The organism is Chryseobacterium oryctis (assembly GCF_025971925.1).
Taxonomy (GTDB): Bacteria; Bacteroidota; Bacteroidia; order Flavobacteriales; family Weeksellaceae; genus Chryseobacterium; species Chryseobacterium oryctis.
This window is the reverse complement of sequence record NZ_JAPDHV010000001.1, coordinates 37,064-53,396: the sequence shown is the minus strand read 5'-3', so window position 1 is coordinate 53,396 and position 16,333 is coordinate 37,064. Positions and strand designations below refer to the sequence as shown.

At 32.2% G+C, this 16,333-nt stretch carries 11 protein-coding genes; 9 read left to right on the top strand and 2 right to left on the bottom strand.

The genetic code is table 11. The features are described 5' to 3' along the window. Nucleotides 1–236: 236 nt before the first annotated feature. A complete protein-coding gene (locus OH806_RS00255; RefSeq protein WP_264741685.1) occupies nt 237–2,384 on the bottom strand; it encodes an endonuclease MutS2 in 2,148 nt (715 codons plus the stop codon). A 132-nt stretch (nt 2,385–2,516) separates the two neighbouring features. Here OH806_RS00255 and OH806_RS00250 point away from each other — a divergent pair, with 132 nt between their 5' ends. Next, entirely contained in the window at nt 2,517–3,032 is a 516-nt protein-coding gene (locus OH806_RS00250) for a GNAT family N-acetyltransferase (protein ID WP_264741684.1), read from the top strand. A gap of 23 nt (nt 3,033–3,055) precedes the next feature. On the opposite strand, the gene OH806_RS00245 is transcribed toward OH806_RS00250, so the two are convergent. Further along, nucleotides 3,056–3,559, bottom strand: a complete 504-nt coding sequence (locus OH806_RS00245; RefSeq protein ID WP_264741683.1) for a YceI family protein — start codon at nt 3,557–3,559, stop codon at nt 3,056–3,058. Between the two features lie 354 nt (nt 3,560–3,913). Between OH806_RS00245 and OH806_RS00240 the strand changes: the two genes are divergently transcribed. The 8 genes from OH806_RS00240 to OH806_RS00205 all read left to right on the top strand — a co-directional run bounded on the left by OH806_RS00240 (nt 3,914) and on the right by OH806_RS00205 (nt 16,184). Continuing rightward, nucleotides 3,914–5,104, top strand: a complete 1,191-nt coding sequence (locus OH806_RS00240; protein WP_264741682.1) for an ABC-three component system protein — start codon at nt 3,914–3,916, stop codon at nt 5,102–5,104. Beyond that, nucleotides 5,101–5,601 carry a three component ABC system middle component gene (locus OH806_RS00235; RefSeq protein WP_264741681.1) on the top strand — a complete coding sequence of 167 codons (501 nt, stop codon included), beginning with the start codon at nt 5,101–5,103 and terminating at the stop codon, nt 5,599–5,601. Before OH806_RS00240 ends, OH806_RS00235 begins: the two co-directional genes overlap by 4 nt. Nucleotides 5,602–5,604: 3 nt before the next feature. Beyond that, the gene (locus tag OH806_RS00230) at nt 5,605–7,527 is read left to right on the top strand and encodes a DUF3732 domain-containing protein (protein ID WP_264741680.1); all 1,923 of its coding nucleotides are present in this window, start codon (nt 5,605–5,607) and stop codon (nt 7,525–7,527) included. Nucleotides 7,528–7,586: 59 nt separating this feature from the next. Then, a complete protein-coding gene (locus OH806_RS00225; RefSeq protein WP_264741679.1) occupies nt 7,587–8,264 on the top strand; it encodes a hypothetical protein in 678 nt (225 codons plus the stop codon). A gap of 137 nt (nt 8,265–8,401) precedes the next feature. Beyond that, a complete protein-coding gene (locus tag OH806_RS00220; RefSeq protein WP_264741678.1) occupies nt 8,402–9,547 on the top strand; it encodes a Fic family protein in 1,146 nt (381 codons plus the stop codon). 1,470 nt (nt 9,548–11,017) lie between these two features. Continuing rightward, on the top strand, nt 11,018–13,006 hold the full coding sequence (locus tag OH806_RS00215) for a histidine kinase (RefSeq protein ID WP_264741677.1): 1,989 nt from the start codon (nt 11,018–11,020) through the stop codon (nt 13,004–13,006). Nucleotides 13,007–13,013: 7 nt separating this feature from the next. Beyond that, nucleotides 13,014–13,820, top strand: a complete 807-nt coding sequence (locus OH806_RS00210; protein WP_264741676.1) for a LytR/AlgR family response regulator transcription factor — start codon at nt 13,014–13,016, stop codon at nt 13,818–13,820. 126 nt (nt 13,821–13,946) lie between these two features. Next, complete coding sequence (locus OH806_RS00205) at nt 13,947–16,184, top strand: fibrobacter succinogenes major paralogous domain-containing protein (RefSeq protein ID WP_264741675.1); 2,238 nt, start codon at nt 13,947–13,949, stop codon at nt 16,182–16,184. Nucleotides 16,185–16,333: the final 149 nt, after the last annotated feature.

The window sequence follows — 16,333 nt, the reverse complement described above, 5'->3', positions numbered from 1 at the left end:
GGTTAAAATCCAAAGAAATAACCTCGAAAATCCAAAGTTTGCATAAAAAATATATTCATTTTTTAATCTCAATTCATAGATGAAATAATGGAGCAAAGGAAATAGTAAAAGAAAACACAAACCAAAACTTTTCAGTGTTAATCCTGACATTGCTGCTATGATTAAAGAAAATAAAACTGCCGGAATAAGCAGTTTTATATAGAAAATGAATAATATTTTAATGCTTTTAATCATTTTTAGATTCTTTCCAACTCATCAGCGTTAATGGTCGTTTTAAATGTTCCGTAGTTCACGATAACTTTGTTTTTGGAGATTTTTTCAATTGTTCCAACACTTGTACTTCCTGAAATACGAACCCGTTGCCCAACTTTCATCCAAAGAGAGCGTTCTTCTTTACGTTTTTCTTCCAGTTTTTCGTTGGTTTCTGTAATTTTTTCAATTACTTCTTCCTTTTTCAGCTGTTGAGTGATTTTTCTTTTGATAACCTGCAAACGTTTGCTTTCATCTTTATCTGCTCCAATTTTTCTGAACTTTTCCTGCTCCAAAATTTTCACAAAATCTCTTACCACATCTTTTCTGGATTTTCCTTTTACATAACTGTCAATAAAGGCTTCAATCTTATTCCCGAATTGCAATTTTCGGTGTTCTTCTTCATATAATTTTTGGAAATTGAATAATTTTTGCTGAAGTTGCTCATTTAGTTTCTGAAGGTTGTCGCGCTTGTCCTCAACCGATTCTTTTCTTTCAACAAGGTCGGATTTTAGCTTTTCAACTTCGTATTTTTCCTGTTGAAGTTTTACAATGGTTTTGTCAAGATTTACAATGTCATGCTCCACTTTTTTCTTTGCAGAATGAATGATAAATCTTGGGATTTTATTCTTTTCCGCAACCTCAAAAGTAAATGAACTTCCCGCTTGTCCGACTTCCAATTTATACATTGGTTCTAGCGTCTCTTCATTGAAAAGCATTGCTGCATTTTGCGCATTGGGAAGTTGTTCAACCACTAATTTGATGTTAGTATAATGCGTAGTAATAATGGCAAAACTCTTTTTATCGTAGAAAAACTCCAAAAAACTTTCAGCTAAAGCTCCTCCCAATTCAGGGTCAGAACCCGTTCCGAATTCATCAATAAGCAATAATGTTTCTGAATCTGCCTCACGAATGATTCCGGACATTTTCTTTAACCTTGATGAATAGGTTGAAAGGTGATTTTCGATGGATTGATTGTCGCCAATATCTGTCATGATTTTATCGAAGAAAAACATTTCAGATTTTGGATGAACTGGAACTAAGATTCCGCTTTGAATCATCAATTGAAGTAATCCGACAGTTTTCAGCGTGATAGATTTTCCTCCTGCATTCGGACCTGAAATACAGATAATTCTGTTGTGATCTGTTAAAGTCAGGGTTTGAGGAAAAATAGTTTTGTTTTCAGCTTTATTTCTTAAAAAAAGTAAAGGGTGAAAAGCATCTTTTAGTCTTAATGTTTTATGACGGTTGATTTTCGGTAAAACTCCATTTATTAATTCAGCAAATTTGGCTTTTGCTCTTGTTAAATCAAGGTCGAAAATGTACTTCTGATATCTCCAAAGCTGAGGTTGGAATTCTGCTAATTCAGCAGTTAGTTTTCTCAGGATTTTATCAATTTCCTTTTTCTCTTCTTCTTCGCTTTCTTTGAGTTTAAAATAATGTTTAATAACACTATCCGGCTGAATATAGGTGATAGAACCTGTTTTTGAAAGTCCTAAAACTCTTCCCGGAACTCTCTTTTTGAAACCTGATTTTACGGCTAAAACTCTTTGGTCATCAATTATCGTTTCACGGATATCATCTAAGAAATCACTTTGTCCGTAATTGAATAAAGCCCGGTTGAAATTTTCTTGAATTGCTTTTTTCGCAACCTGAATTTCAGCCCTCAAATCTTTTAAAATAGGGGAGGCTTCACTTTTTACTTCGCCAAAACGATTGAAAACCTTGTCTACTTTATCAATAATTTCTTTTTTGAATTCCAAAACAGAAGTATCTTCCAATAAAGTCGGGAAGGTTTCCGGCATGGTTGGGAAGAACTTTTGAAGTTTTCCTATTTGTTCTGTTAAGGTTTTTATTTTAATGAATGCTGTGTTTTCAAGGCGATAATTTTCAATCAGCATTAATTTTAATTCACTTTCAATATCTTCATATTCATCAAAAGGAATTGCATTTGAACTTTCAAAACTCGATAAATATTCTGAAGTTTTTTTCAAAGAAAGTTCTGCCTCGTCAATTTCCATAGGACGAAGTTGAAGGATTTTTTCTCTCGTTTTCGGAGAATAAGCAAAAGGAGAAATTTCCGCGAGCAATTGCGGAAATTCTAATTCGTTTAAATCTTCTTTATTTATATACACATTGCAAATTTAGTGAGAAAATGTGAATGTCATTTGAAAATGCATTTGTTTACATTTTATTTTACTACAAAAGCCTAAAAAGAAAATAAAACTATTGGAAATTTTGTAGTTCAGTTTTATTAGATTTGAAATATGAAATTGGAAACTGAACGATTAGTATTGAAGGAAATCAACGAAAGTCATGTTGATGATATTTTACGGATTAGAAGTAATGAAATCGTCAATCAATATGTAAAAAGAAATTCACCAAAAACCAATTACGATGCGCTTGAATTTATTTTAAATATAAAAAGACGGACGCAAAATAACGAAATTGTTTTCTGGGGAATTTCTCATAAAAATCAAACTAATATAATAGGGACAATCTGCCTTTGGAATTTTTCACAAGATAGAAAAACCGCAGAGGTAGGTTATGAATTATTACCTGATTATCATAGAAAGGGGATTATGTCTGAAGCTCTGAAAGCTGTTTTAAATTATGGGTTTAATATATTGTATCTACAGGAAGTTTTTGCCTTTACCAATAAGTTTAATGAAAATTCAAAAAGTCTTCTTCTAAAAAATCATTTTGTTTTGGAAGGGGGTAGAGCTGATGAAGTTTTTCCTGATAATCTTGTTTTTAGTTTGAAAAGAATAATTAAACAATAATAACAATATTTTTTTCCTGAATTTTACAAATTAGCAGAAAGTGCAAATTCTAGGTTGAGGTCATCTTTCACAACAATCATCCCGCCCATTTTCTTTGGGGTTTTGATGTTGAAATCACTGAATTTTACTGTTCTTTTTCCTATAAGTTTTCCGTTTTCCAGACAGAATGCAACGTTGTATGTTTTGCTTTTGTCTATCATTTTTACTTCTATTTTAGCATTGTAAACTGTGTCGTTTTTATCGATAGAAAGAAATTTTATATTCAGGTATGGATATTTTTCTGCTAATAATGTTTTTTGAAAGTCAGATGTCATTATTTTGTTTTTGCAGTCGAAATCTTCAACTTTCAATGCTAAACTTGGTAATTGTTTTTCGGCAATAATATGAGTTCCTATAGTAGATTTGAAGGTTTTGTTGACGCATTTAAAATTATTAACATTAGTACTTCCGTTTATTTGTATGTAATTTTCCTGAGCTGAAGCTAATATTCCTAAAAAAACTAGGATATAAGTTAAGAAAGGTTTCATGACCCTGAGGTCACGGGTTCAATTCCCGTCTTCGCTACGAATAACAAGCTGATAATCAGTATTTAACTCTCTTGAAAAAGAGAGTTTTTTTATGCTTAAATTTTGGGTACAACATAGGTACAACATTTTGTGGTTTAAAATGATAGAAAAAAGTCTATCCTGTTCTAATAATTAATTCTTTTAAGGGAGATAATATTGCTTTTTAAATGCAGACCTATTTTGCTTTATTAGAAAATTATGACATCCAAAAAATCAGATTACTAAATAGTTATGCGTTTACATAGTTTATTTTTTTTGTAAATTAGGAAAATTTTTATCCCCAATCACATTATAACATAAATATGAAAATAGGATATGGCTGTTTCCCAAACTGATTTTTCCGCAAAGGAGCCCTCTTTAGGTTACTTTTATCAAGTTAAATATGCATTATTACTGTTGCTGACAAATGCAAAAAATTTAGAAAATCCCAAAATACGCATTGAGCATCTTGATGATGTTGATATAGAAGATATAAACTCTGTAAATCTATATCAAACGAAACTTCATATTAAGAATAAAGCAAACCTAACAGATTCAAGTGTTGATTTTTGGAAAACAATAAGAATTTGGAGTGAACATATATCTAACGGAACAGTAAATGTCGACCACACTATTTTCAATTTAATTACAACAGAAGCGGTTCCGGACACAAGTATTTTATATAAGTTAAAAGACAATAATTTTAAAGATTCAGAAACTCAAGAGATTATCGATAAATTGGATATTATTGCGTTGAACTCAACAAATGATACTAACAGAAAGGCTTATGAAGCATATTCTCAATTAAGTGTTGACAACAAGAAAAAATTAGTTCAAAATATAAGAATTATAGACAACTCTATTGATATTTCAGAAATTGATTCCAAAATAAAAAAGCAGCTTATTTTTTCTACTTATCCAGATTATTTGGATGCTTTTTTGGAGATATTAGATGGTTGGTGGTTCAAAAAAGCCATTGAAAATTTAGTAGGGAGAATAGAATCTATTCCGTCTGAGGAATTACAACTGAAAATCGTCAATATCGGAGACTCTTTTAAAGCTGATAATCTGCCCAATCATTTTCCGGATCAAATGGAAATAACCGATGATGAGGTAGAAAACCTTAAAGAAAAAAACTTTTTAAAACAACTGGAATTAATCTCAATAAGCATAAATTCAAGAACTGTTAAAAGAGCTATTAGTGATTTCAGGAGAGCATTTGAACAAAGATCAAAATGGTTAAGATTACAATTGCTTAACCCTGATGAAGAAGAGGAGTACGACAAGAGACTAAAGGATTATTGGAAAAATATATTTGATATAATGAGTGATGAGGCCGATGGTAAAGGTAGTGACGAGTTAAAAGATCTTGGTAAAAATTTTTATATTGAGCAATTTGCCAAAACTTGCCCACAAATAAAAATCCGGGAAAAATTTAATGAAGACTTTTTAACCCGGGGAAGTTACCAGATTTTGGCAGACTCCAAAAAAATAGGCTGGCATCCAAATTTTAAAAATGAATTATGAACAATAATATACTTTGGGCAGAAAGAAATACAATTGTTGCAAACCTCTTTAACCCGGCATTTTGTGGGGAAATAATTAGAGCTGTAGCAAAGGAGTATAATAAACATACAAATACAAAATTTCCTTTTGCATTCGCATTTATCGTCTTGCCAATATTATTACATAAAAATACGCGAGAAAGGCTCCCTCGCTCAGTAAGAACTTATTTTTTTGTTTGGGTGGAGCAGAATGACGATTTATTTTTTGATTTTTCTGCCAGAGCTAAAAGTATGGTAAAATATACAAAAGAGGCAATAAGCTTTTCTATGGCACATCAAAAATTAACACTATTAGAAAATGGAGAAATAGAACCCAGCTTGGATCGAGTTAAATATTATCAAAATGATGATTATGATGAGTACAATCAAATTTTGAAAAAAGCGGAAATGTTGGGGAAATGGTTATCTTTTACCAATGATGTTAAATCCATATATTCTTTCCTTAGAATAACGCCATAAGCTATGCAAATAAATAAAATTATACTTTACAGTCGCACAGGCGAAAAAAGAATTCTTCCTTTTAATTTGGGGAGAGTAAATATAATTACCGGAGAATCAAAATCGGGAAAATCAGCATTAATTGAAATAATAAACTATTGTCTTGCTTCAACGGGATGTGATATCCCTGAAGGAATTATCCGTGATACAGTTTCTTATTTTTCGATTATTGTGTCTTTCGAGGATGGGGAAACAGTGTTCATTGCTCGGGAAAACCCTAACATAAAAGGAATCTTGGCAGCAACAACAGTTTGCTTAACACGAAATATCGGAGACAACATTCCAGATATGGAGGAAATAAATTCCAATATTAATATCGATACATTAAAAGAGTTTTTAACAAGAAAGATAGGAATATCTGAAAATCTACATATCCCGGATTCCTTAACCAGAGAACCTTTAAAAGCAAATTTTAAACATTCCAGATTTTATTGCTATCAACCTCAATATCTCGTTGCTGATCCATATCAGCTCTTTTACAATCAAAATAAAGAATTCGTTCCACAATCCATAAAAGATACTATGCCTTATTTTTTAGGGGCAATTAATGAGGATTCTTTACTAATAGAGAGTGAAATCACTCAATTAAAAAAACAACTTAATAGGCTTAATAGAGAAAAAAGAGAGTCTGAAAAAATAAAATCAGAAGGAGTAAGCCAGGCATATTCTCTCATCAATGAAGCAAAAGAAATCGGAATTTTAGATAAGAATATAAATCCCAATAGCGAAGATGATGCATATAAGTATTTAGAAATCATATCAAATTGGGAATATCAGCCTTTGGAAGTCAAAGCTGAAAATTCTGCTTTAAAAGAACTTATAGATAAAAGAAATGAGCTAAAAATAGAATTAGGGAAAATTTCTGATAACCAAAAAGCGGCTACAGATTACCTAAAGAACTCTTTTGGATACTCAACTGAAGCAAAGCAGCAAGAAATAAGACTTGAGTCAATTGGGCTTTATGATAATATAAATGCAGACTATACAAAATGTCCGTTATGTGATAACGTATTGGATATACCTATTCCTTCTGTAGAAAATATTAGTAAATCCTTACGGAACATACAAGATGATTTAAAATTTACAAAAGCAGAAAGTCCAAGAATACAATCTTATATTGATTCTGTCAACACTCAGTTCCATTCAATAGAGTCTGAATTAAAAAAAGTTGAAAAAAGTATAACCGCACTATACATTGAAAACGAAAAAGCAAGAACAATTCGGGATTTAAATATAAGAAGAGGGAAAATTATTGGAAGAGTCAGCTTATTTTTGGAAAGCCTTGAATTAGATAATGAAGTAGAAGATATTGATTCAAAAATTGAAAATCTAAAATCCAATATTTCTGAACTGGAAAATTCAATTGATAGTCAAAATGAAAAAGAAAAACTCCTTTCTATACTAAATAAAATCAATCTGCAAATGAGTAAATGGGTTGAAAGTTTAGATGTGGAATATGAGGATACTCCTATCCGTTTCGATCTTGGCCGGCTTACTATGTTTATAGATACCTATACAAAACCTATTGCTCTTCCACAAATTGGGAGTGGTGCAAATTGGGTTGCCTATCATTTACTGATTATATTTGCTTTACATCAGCATTTTATACAAAACAATAGACCTGTTCCACGTTTTATAGTTATTGATCAGCCTACTCAAGTATATTATCCACCTGAAAAAACAGATAATGTAGTAGAGATAAGTTCAGACGAAGTTGCTGTAAATAAAATGTTTGACTTTATTTTTGATGTTGTAGAATCGTTAACTCCAAATTTACAGGTAATAATTACCGACCACGCATATTTAAAAAACGACAGATTTCAAGGTGCTGTTACAGAAATATGGCGAGATGGGCTTAAACTAATTCCCGATGATTGGAAAAAATAAATTACCGTAGTAGTATATTAAGTCATTATTTTATCCATCTAAACATCATACAACAAAATATGAAAAGTAAAGAAAAGGATTACAATTCATTAATTACTTCAATCAATAACTATTTGGATTTACGATACTCAGATAATAAATCTGATAATTTTGAAGAGCAGTATCAAACAACTATAGATTGTGTTAATGCATTTTCTAAAATATTTGAAGAATGTTTATCCTATGGAAATTTTAAAGATCGGTGGGATTATGATAATTATTATCAGAATGTCTGTGGGCCGGAGTTGATAATCAAAGCTATCAAAACAAACTGTGATTATAAGTTAGGGCTTGATTATAATGGTCTATATCTGTCAACGGATTTGAGATTTAATGAGAACTTGCGGTATATGGACGATAACTATTGGAAACTGTTACTAAAATTATCAGATTTTGAAGGATTTGAATATAGTGAATATGAGTTTGTCCGTGATGAAAGAAGAAGGGAGTTTCCTGATCTCTTTAAAACAAATAAAAGTATGGTTTATAGAATTATGCGTAAATACATATTCGATCAAACAGAAACAAATTCAAGTTATACCTCTGATAGTGTGGGAGAATTTAAAGTAGTTGCGAAATTTGATGAGGATTTTACCTTGGTAGTCAAAAAATTTTGCGAGACATTCAAAATTATGTATAAACTAAATTATGAATTATGGAAAATAGCTGATCTTAAAAACAAAAAAGATCAACGTTAATATATTTTTGAAACAGTTATTTTTCCATTCAATTTCCTCAATCATTCAAATAAGTGAAAATGATTTTATTTTACGTTTAATTACATTTTATTTGCAATTTAAAAACAATTTATTATATTAGTTGTATAATAATTTAAATGCAAATTCCTAAAATGGTATTCAACCCTAATTTTCAAATTACGCCGACAATTGCCAGCAACTTACTGGAAATAGAAAGGCATAAGGAGGCAATCAACATTCTGCCTATCACAGGCAAAGTAATTGCCTCACTGAGAGAAACAGCAAGACTGATGACCACGCATTATTCCACACAGATTGAAGGAAATTCTTTAACTCCGGAAGAAGTGGAAAAAATCGCAAAAGGGCAGGAAGGTGGGTTTCCCGGAAGAGAACGTGACGAAAAAGAAGTCCGAAATTATTTCCTTGCTTTGGAATATGTAGAAGAACAACTCAGACAAGATGCACCTATATCAGAGAAGTTAATCAGAACTATTCATTCAATGGTATATAAAGGAGCAAGAAAGCAAAGCCCGTATCGCGAAGGTCAAAACGTCATAAAAGATGGAAGCTCAGGATCTATTGTGTATATGCCGCCTGAAGCAAAAGATGTTGCATCATTAATGAAGGATTTAACCGGGTGGATTGATGAGCAGATTGAAATGCAGGAACTTCCTGCACCTATTATTGCAGCACTGGCACATTATCAGTTTGCAACCATTCATCCTTATTACGACGGAAACGGAAGAACTGCACGTCTGTTAACGACTTTCATTCTTCACAAAACAGGTTACGGGATGAAAGGGATTTATTCGCTGGAAGAGTATTATGCCAAAAATTTGCAGGGATATTATAATGCTTTAACTATAGGGGAAAGTCACAATTATTATTTTGGAAGACCGGAAGCGGATGTGACTCCCTTTTTGGAATATTTTACGGAAGGGATGGCAATCGCATTTCAAAGAGTACGCGAAAAAGCGTTCAATTATAAAGAAGAACAAAAATCGACAGGTTCAGGACTGGAACAAGTGAATAGCACGCATTATCAAACAGAGAAACTCCGTGAACTTCGTCCGCAACAGCGTCAGGTACTATCTTTATTTCAAAAGAGCAGGGAGGTCAATTTGCAGGAAATCGCCGACCATTTGGGCATCAATGCAAGGAGTGCAAACGGACTCATCAAAAAATGGCTGGAACAAAATTTTATTCAGATTGAAAACCCGTCCAAAAAAGCAAGAACTTATATTCTTGAAAAAGATTGGGAACGGATAATTCTGGAAATGTAAAAAATTGCTGACAAGTTATCCGTAGAATTTTTTCCTTCAATATTCTGAATTTACCAACCACAATAAAGATAAAAATCCGAGATATGCTAATTTGTAAGCCAAAACTCCAACCAACCACAAGTATTATTGTGCACTCTAAATACTGATTGTCAATATGTTAAATTGAAATTATTCCTTTATGGATAATTGACATTCTGATTTTCTTTTCTGATTTTTATGATTGTCGCAAAGGTTAATATTTTTTATTGCTCTTGACAGCTTATCTATACAGTCATAATATTGTGCCAAATCATATCCTTTAATTTGTTCACAACTGTTGGTTGCAGATCATCCGGTAAACTGATATGTCATTTCTTCTAATTTATCATACATATTTTCATAATACCATACATTCGTTCAATCAGGGCAAATATAAGGTTCTTTACTTTTGTAGCATTCTGATTCTTCTTCCAAATCCTCTGAAGAGGGAATCACCCCCGATAATATTAGAGCGTTTTGTTTCTCTGATAATATGTCACTTATATAGCTGCTATTTGTATTATCAACAATGATTGAATCAGCTTCTGCACCTTTTAAAATAACATGATTAAAATAAAAAAAGTTGGCAAGATATGACAATCAGGCATTCATCAGCACTATTGTAATAATTCGGATTAGCGATAAACATATTGTTTTTTTGAAGTCGGGTTTTAGAATATTCCAAAACATAAATATTGTTATAAGCAACAAACCTATACAGCCTAATATGATATTTATCGATCAAAATAATAAGACAATAAAAAAACTCACAAACGAAATTCGCAGCAATTTAATGACGGACAACTTATGTTTTTTAAAGAAAAAATTGTTTATCAGCATAATAAGTGCAATAGACAAAATAGTACTTAAAAGGCTTTGAAGAATAAGAAAAGTAGTTGGAAGCATTGTATAAATCGTTTATTTCTAAATCAACAGCTTTAATTATAACTATAATAAAATAGAATGCAAAAAATAAAACAATCTGATTTTGAAAAACAATATCTGAAAATTTGAAGATTTTTTGATAATACTATGGATATCAATGTTATAATGTGTGATCGTACACTTTCAATGAGTGATTATATACATCTAATATGTTTACATGTTAGATTTAAACGATAAAATTGAGATTAAGAGGGAATTAAGACAATATTTAATTCCAAAAACACCCTACTCTGCTACATTTTTATTACTTTTATCCCGTCTTTATAAGACAAAAAATTTTTAACGATTTTAGAATATAACTAATTAGCGGTTGTTTCTATTTTCTTGCCGGTTGAAAGGTCGAAAATTCATAATGGCACACAAGAAAGTATGGATAACGCTCACCTCCTGCGTGGGCTTTACATACTTGTGTGCAAGGTATTCGACCACCTCAACGGCAAGCTATGGCAAATGTCCCACGCTTTTAGTTTTAAGAGTTTTTCGGGGCAGAGTTTTTAAAATTTATATATGAAAAAATATCTACTTACCTGCTTTTTGTTTGCATTTTCTAATGCTTTAATAGCTCAAAAAAGCGAAATTGAGAATATATACAGACCATACTTCAATAAATTCGATTCTCTGAACAATGCCGAAAACGGCAAAGCTGCGGATGTTTTAAAATCAATTGAAAAGAAAAATGATTTTAAAATAAACGATACTCTCAAAGCAATGGTATTCCACAGTTGGGGAAATTATTATCTTAAAAAAAGAGAGTATGATAAAGCATTGCAAAATCTGGATAAAAGCCTTGACCTCCGCATAAAACTAAAACTATATGCTTCGGCAAGTGTTACGATGCATAATAAATCCCTCGTTTATCAGAGTGCCAATAAAATAGATTCTTCTATGATATTCGAAGATAAGGCGATAGAGCTGGCAAAAAAGGGAAAATACGATAAACAGCTGTACATCAATCTGGTTTCAAAAGCGTCCAAACTTCAATTCAAAGGAGATTTTCTCGGCTCTAATAAAATATTGTTTTCCATTATCAACAAAATAAAGGATGTTGAAACAAAAGGAACAGTTCACGGAAATATCGCCATTAATTATGACCAGCTGGGAGTTAAAGAAAAAGCAGAATTTTATTACAAAAAAACCATTTATTATTTAAAACAAACGAAAAATCCGAGATTTATCTGGGCAACATACGGGAACATTTCAGATTTTTATTATTCAATTAACAAATACGAACTTGCAAAAAAATATTCCGATTCCATAAAGTTAACCGCCACTACCGATGATGCCTTATCTTATTATCATCTGACTCAATCTTCTGCATTGCTGGGAATGAAAAAATATGAGGAAGCCCTTCTCCATATTAATAAATCTATTGAACTTGATAAAAAATTAGGCGACAATTATTATCTGACTGACGATATAAAAAACAGAGGTCAACTGTATATGACCTTAAAAAACTACCCGAAAGCGTATGAAGATTTTAAAAAAGCAAGAGAAATGTCGGATTATATAGAAGGTGTACTCACAAAAAGAAACGTGTACCGCGATTATATCCACTCCTATCTTATGATGCATAATAAAGAACTTGGAGATGATTTTACAACATTTTTAAAATTAAACGATTCGATTAACAATCAGGCGAACAATAAAAATTTTACGGAACTTGATGTAAAATACCGCACTGCGGAAAAAGATATTAAACTCAAAACCCAGCAGCTCGAACTCGAAAAAGAAAGATCCAACCGGAACCTCGCTATCGGCGGAATCGGATTTTTGGTACTGCTTTCCGCAGGAGGATTTCTTTGGAACAGAAACCGCCAGAAGCGAAAAGAGGCCGAACAGAAAAATACCGTTCTGGAACTTCAGAACAATCTTCAGCAAATGGAACTTTCTAATCTCAACAAGCAATTAGACCCGCACGAATTTAAAAATCTGCTGCTGAGCCTTGCTCCGGAAATTCAGGAAACATCGCCTGAAACCTACCGCAAAATGGCGAAGCTTGCCAACCTGCTGAAATCCTCACTTTCCAACTCCTCTGTTACGGAAAGTCTGGAAAATCAGCTGGAGCAAATAGAAATCTACCTCAATCTCGAAAAAAACACGCTGCATTTCCCTTTGGAATACCATATTGACAATCAGGCAACAACCGAAAACATTCAGATTCCGAGACTGCTTTTGAAAAATCTGGTTGAAAATTCCATTAAGCACGGAATCAAGCCGAAAGAAAGCGGAGGGAAAATTGACATCAGAATTTTGGAAAAAGAAAATCAGCTATTCATTTCAGTGGAAGACAACGGAACCGGACGAAAAAATTCTCCGGAAAAGGATACCGGAATCGGAATCAGCACCTACGCTAACCTCTTCAAACTTCTGAATGAAAAAAATAAAAACAAAGCCCTTTTTGAGATTTCCGACAGACCGGACGGAACTACGGTCAATGTTTCCGTTCCGATCCATTATGACTATCAACTCAACAATACCACTTTATCCAAAAACTAAACACGAGATGAATTTTACTTACGTTATTATTGAAGACAACCCTTCCGCAAAGCAGACCCTGAAAAACGAACTTTCCAACTATCCGTTCCTTATCAATATTGGAGAAGCCGGAACATACAGCGAGGGTAAAAAACTGATTGCAGAGAAAAAACCCGCTTTAATTTTTCTTGACGTGGAACTTGGCGAAAAGAAAGGCTATGACCTTATTAATGACATCAGGCAATTTTTTCACAGGCTTCCGAAAATCATTATGACCACCGCTCATACCAAATACGGAAAAGAATCTACCAACAATGATTATCTCTATTTTCTGGAAAAGCCTGTTGATCCGGATGAACTCTTTTTAGCAATTGAAAAATTTAAAAATCAGCATATTACAGAAAATAGGATATTGGATATTAAGAAAATTGATGGGCATTATTTTTACGCTTTGGATGACATCTATTATTTGAAATCCGTTAGCAATAAAACCATCATTGTAAAAACAGATATGTCTGAGTCGGAAGTTTCTAAAAGTCTTAAAGAATTTGCAGAACTCTTGCCTCCGGATTTTTTGAGAGTCCACAAATGCTATATTGTAAATACTAAATTTGTCGAAAAACTTAATACTAATCAGCGAAACATCGTTCTAAACGTAAAAAGCGGTATCATAGAACTACATAAAAACAAACAGGAATTTATTAATCTTAATTCTGGAAATACATTTGGTTTTGATGAGTCCCTTTTAATGAAAAACACTAAAGTTGAACTTCCCATTAGTAACCTATATCTTGATAATATTAAAAGTACACTTTTGATATATCATAAAATTTGAAATAATTTTTGCAACTAACTCATCAGAACATTTATTTCACTCATTGAACAGTATGATTGTATAAGTTTGCCTGAGAAATACAATTTTCGGGTTGATTTAACTTTTAGATTTGAGGAAAAAAATGATATGAAAAATTTCAAATTTGTTTTTTTTCTGCTATGTATTGGGGTATCTCTTACCTCTTGCAGAAAAGAAGATCTGGGTTCAGAAGACGATAATGGTAATTCATCATCGAACCTTGTAAAAGTTAATGCTAATATAATCTTACCACAAGGAATAACACTTACCAATCCTGAAGTATATAAAATTTCATCTTCAGATGGAGATTTTAGCATCAATCCTGAATATAAGATTGCCTCCAAAGGTATTACACCGGGAAGCACTGTTTATTCTTGCACACCGGAAGTAAAAACAACGGGAGGCAATCAATTAATTTTTTTAACAAATGAAATAGGCGTTCCCATTCTATATGGATATAATACTCTTCCGACGATGGAATATCTGCAAACATTTGCTGGAATTTATTTGAGTGCAGAATCCACAGCAATTGCAACCCTATTAAGCTACCCACAGTTTGCAAGCCCCTATAAAGATGTGCAAGATGGTCTTTCTAAGGAGATTATTAAAATGCCTTCTTATAATGCCTATTTAAATGAGGTTATAGATAAAATTACAGAGGTTTCTAAAATTCCCGCCTGCCCTTCAGTAAATTATACAGAATTGCCATCTTACAGACTTGTTATAGGAGAGTTTTTAAACTCGGCTGTCATGGAAAATTATATGATAATGAAAAGCAATATGGAATACAGTCATATTTCTGAAATAAATGGTGTTTTTAAATTTAAAATGATAAACAAAGGAATGCGAACGGTGGATATTTATGCTAATAAAGTTTACTTGAATAATAATGTTCCATACAATAAGATATCAATAGAATTATCCGAACAAGGAGAAGATCCATCAACAGAAGCTGTTATGCTAAAATCTAAACCTGTCAGTTATAAAACATTGGTTTTTGGAGAAAGTCTTAAATCATATCTATTCGGGGGAAGCTACCCTGACTATATCACGATGAGTGAGACCAAAGAAATGACTGCAGATGTCAAAGATGCACAAAGGCTGGAAGTAGAAGTCTGGGGAATAGGACAACCTCACAAACCGTTTGCTGATTTTTCCGACACAGAAACTTTTCGTCTTTGTCAGGTTGCTATGGAAGCTGGTTACAATGATTTTATTAACCCTATTATCAGCTTGAACGAGGGTATTAAAATGAAAGTGACAGAAGTACAAAATATAGATGGCGTTTTTGATTTTAGATATGGAAGCAAAAAACAACCATTTAAAGAGCTGATTAAGAAACTAACACAAGCCTATTTGTCACAGCCAAATATAAAAGAAAAACTATATGGATATTATACAAATAAAGATTATTTGGAACTGATACAAGATATGGGAGTATTCATAGCTAGAGAATTTTACACTGATTTTAATACTGCCGGAAATAGCCCTAAATATCTAAACCTTGTTTACAATATGTATAAAAATGTTGCCGGAATTACAAAAACACGAGAACAATTTAGGTTAAGTTTTAAAAAATGTTTTGCCAGTCTTTGGCACTGGTATGATCTCGCAGAGAAAACAATTAAAATATCCGAAGCTTCTGTTACGCTTGCCGCAGCAATCAATGATGCATACAGTTCTAAAACAATGGTAACTTTTACGAAAAATATTTCTTCATTACCGGATAACCCAACAGTTACTGACATTGACGGTCATATTTATAATACTGTTGTAATTGGTAATCAGCAATGGTTCAAAGAAAATTTAAGAGTTACGAGAGATATTAATGGGCAGTCACTATATGGTTCTATTGGATATCTAAACTATTATGATAATAATCAGAACTACGCTCAACAATTAGGCGGATTATATTTTCTGGAACAAACTAATCCACCTCAAAATGTACTTAATGTAACTATTGCTCCTGATGGCTACAGAATACCAACAAAACAGGATTTTGAAGAATTAATAAATTATTACGGTTCAAATGCCTTTGAACAGATAAACAAAACCTCTGGCTTTTCGAATGTTTATGCCGGTAACGGTCATATCTATTATAGTTCTTATACAAACTCTGTTTCAAAAGTTTATAGTGGAAAAGACAACTATTCCATATATCTGTCTTCAACATTACATTCAATAGATCAGGAAAATAATGGATCTATAAGAAAAGGATATTTCTACGCTTTAAAAGTTGACAATTCTAATCAAACAGTAAGTATAGTAACTGTTCCAGTAAATTATAGATACTACCCCTATGATAATGAGTATTTTGGGTATAGTATTCGTCCTATTAAAAATTAATCAATATTAAATTATCACATTCTCTCAGGCTTTAATAATCCTGATAAAAAAAGATTTTTTTAGAAACAGATTTAATTTACTCATTAAAACATCCTTTTCACGAACTCAATAGTTAACTCGCTCAAAACTGCCTGAAAACACAGATTTTC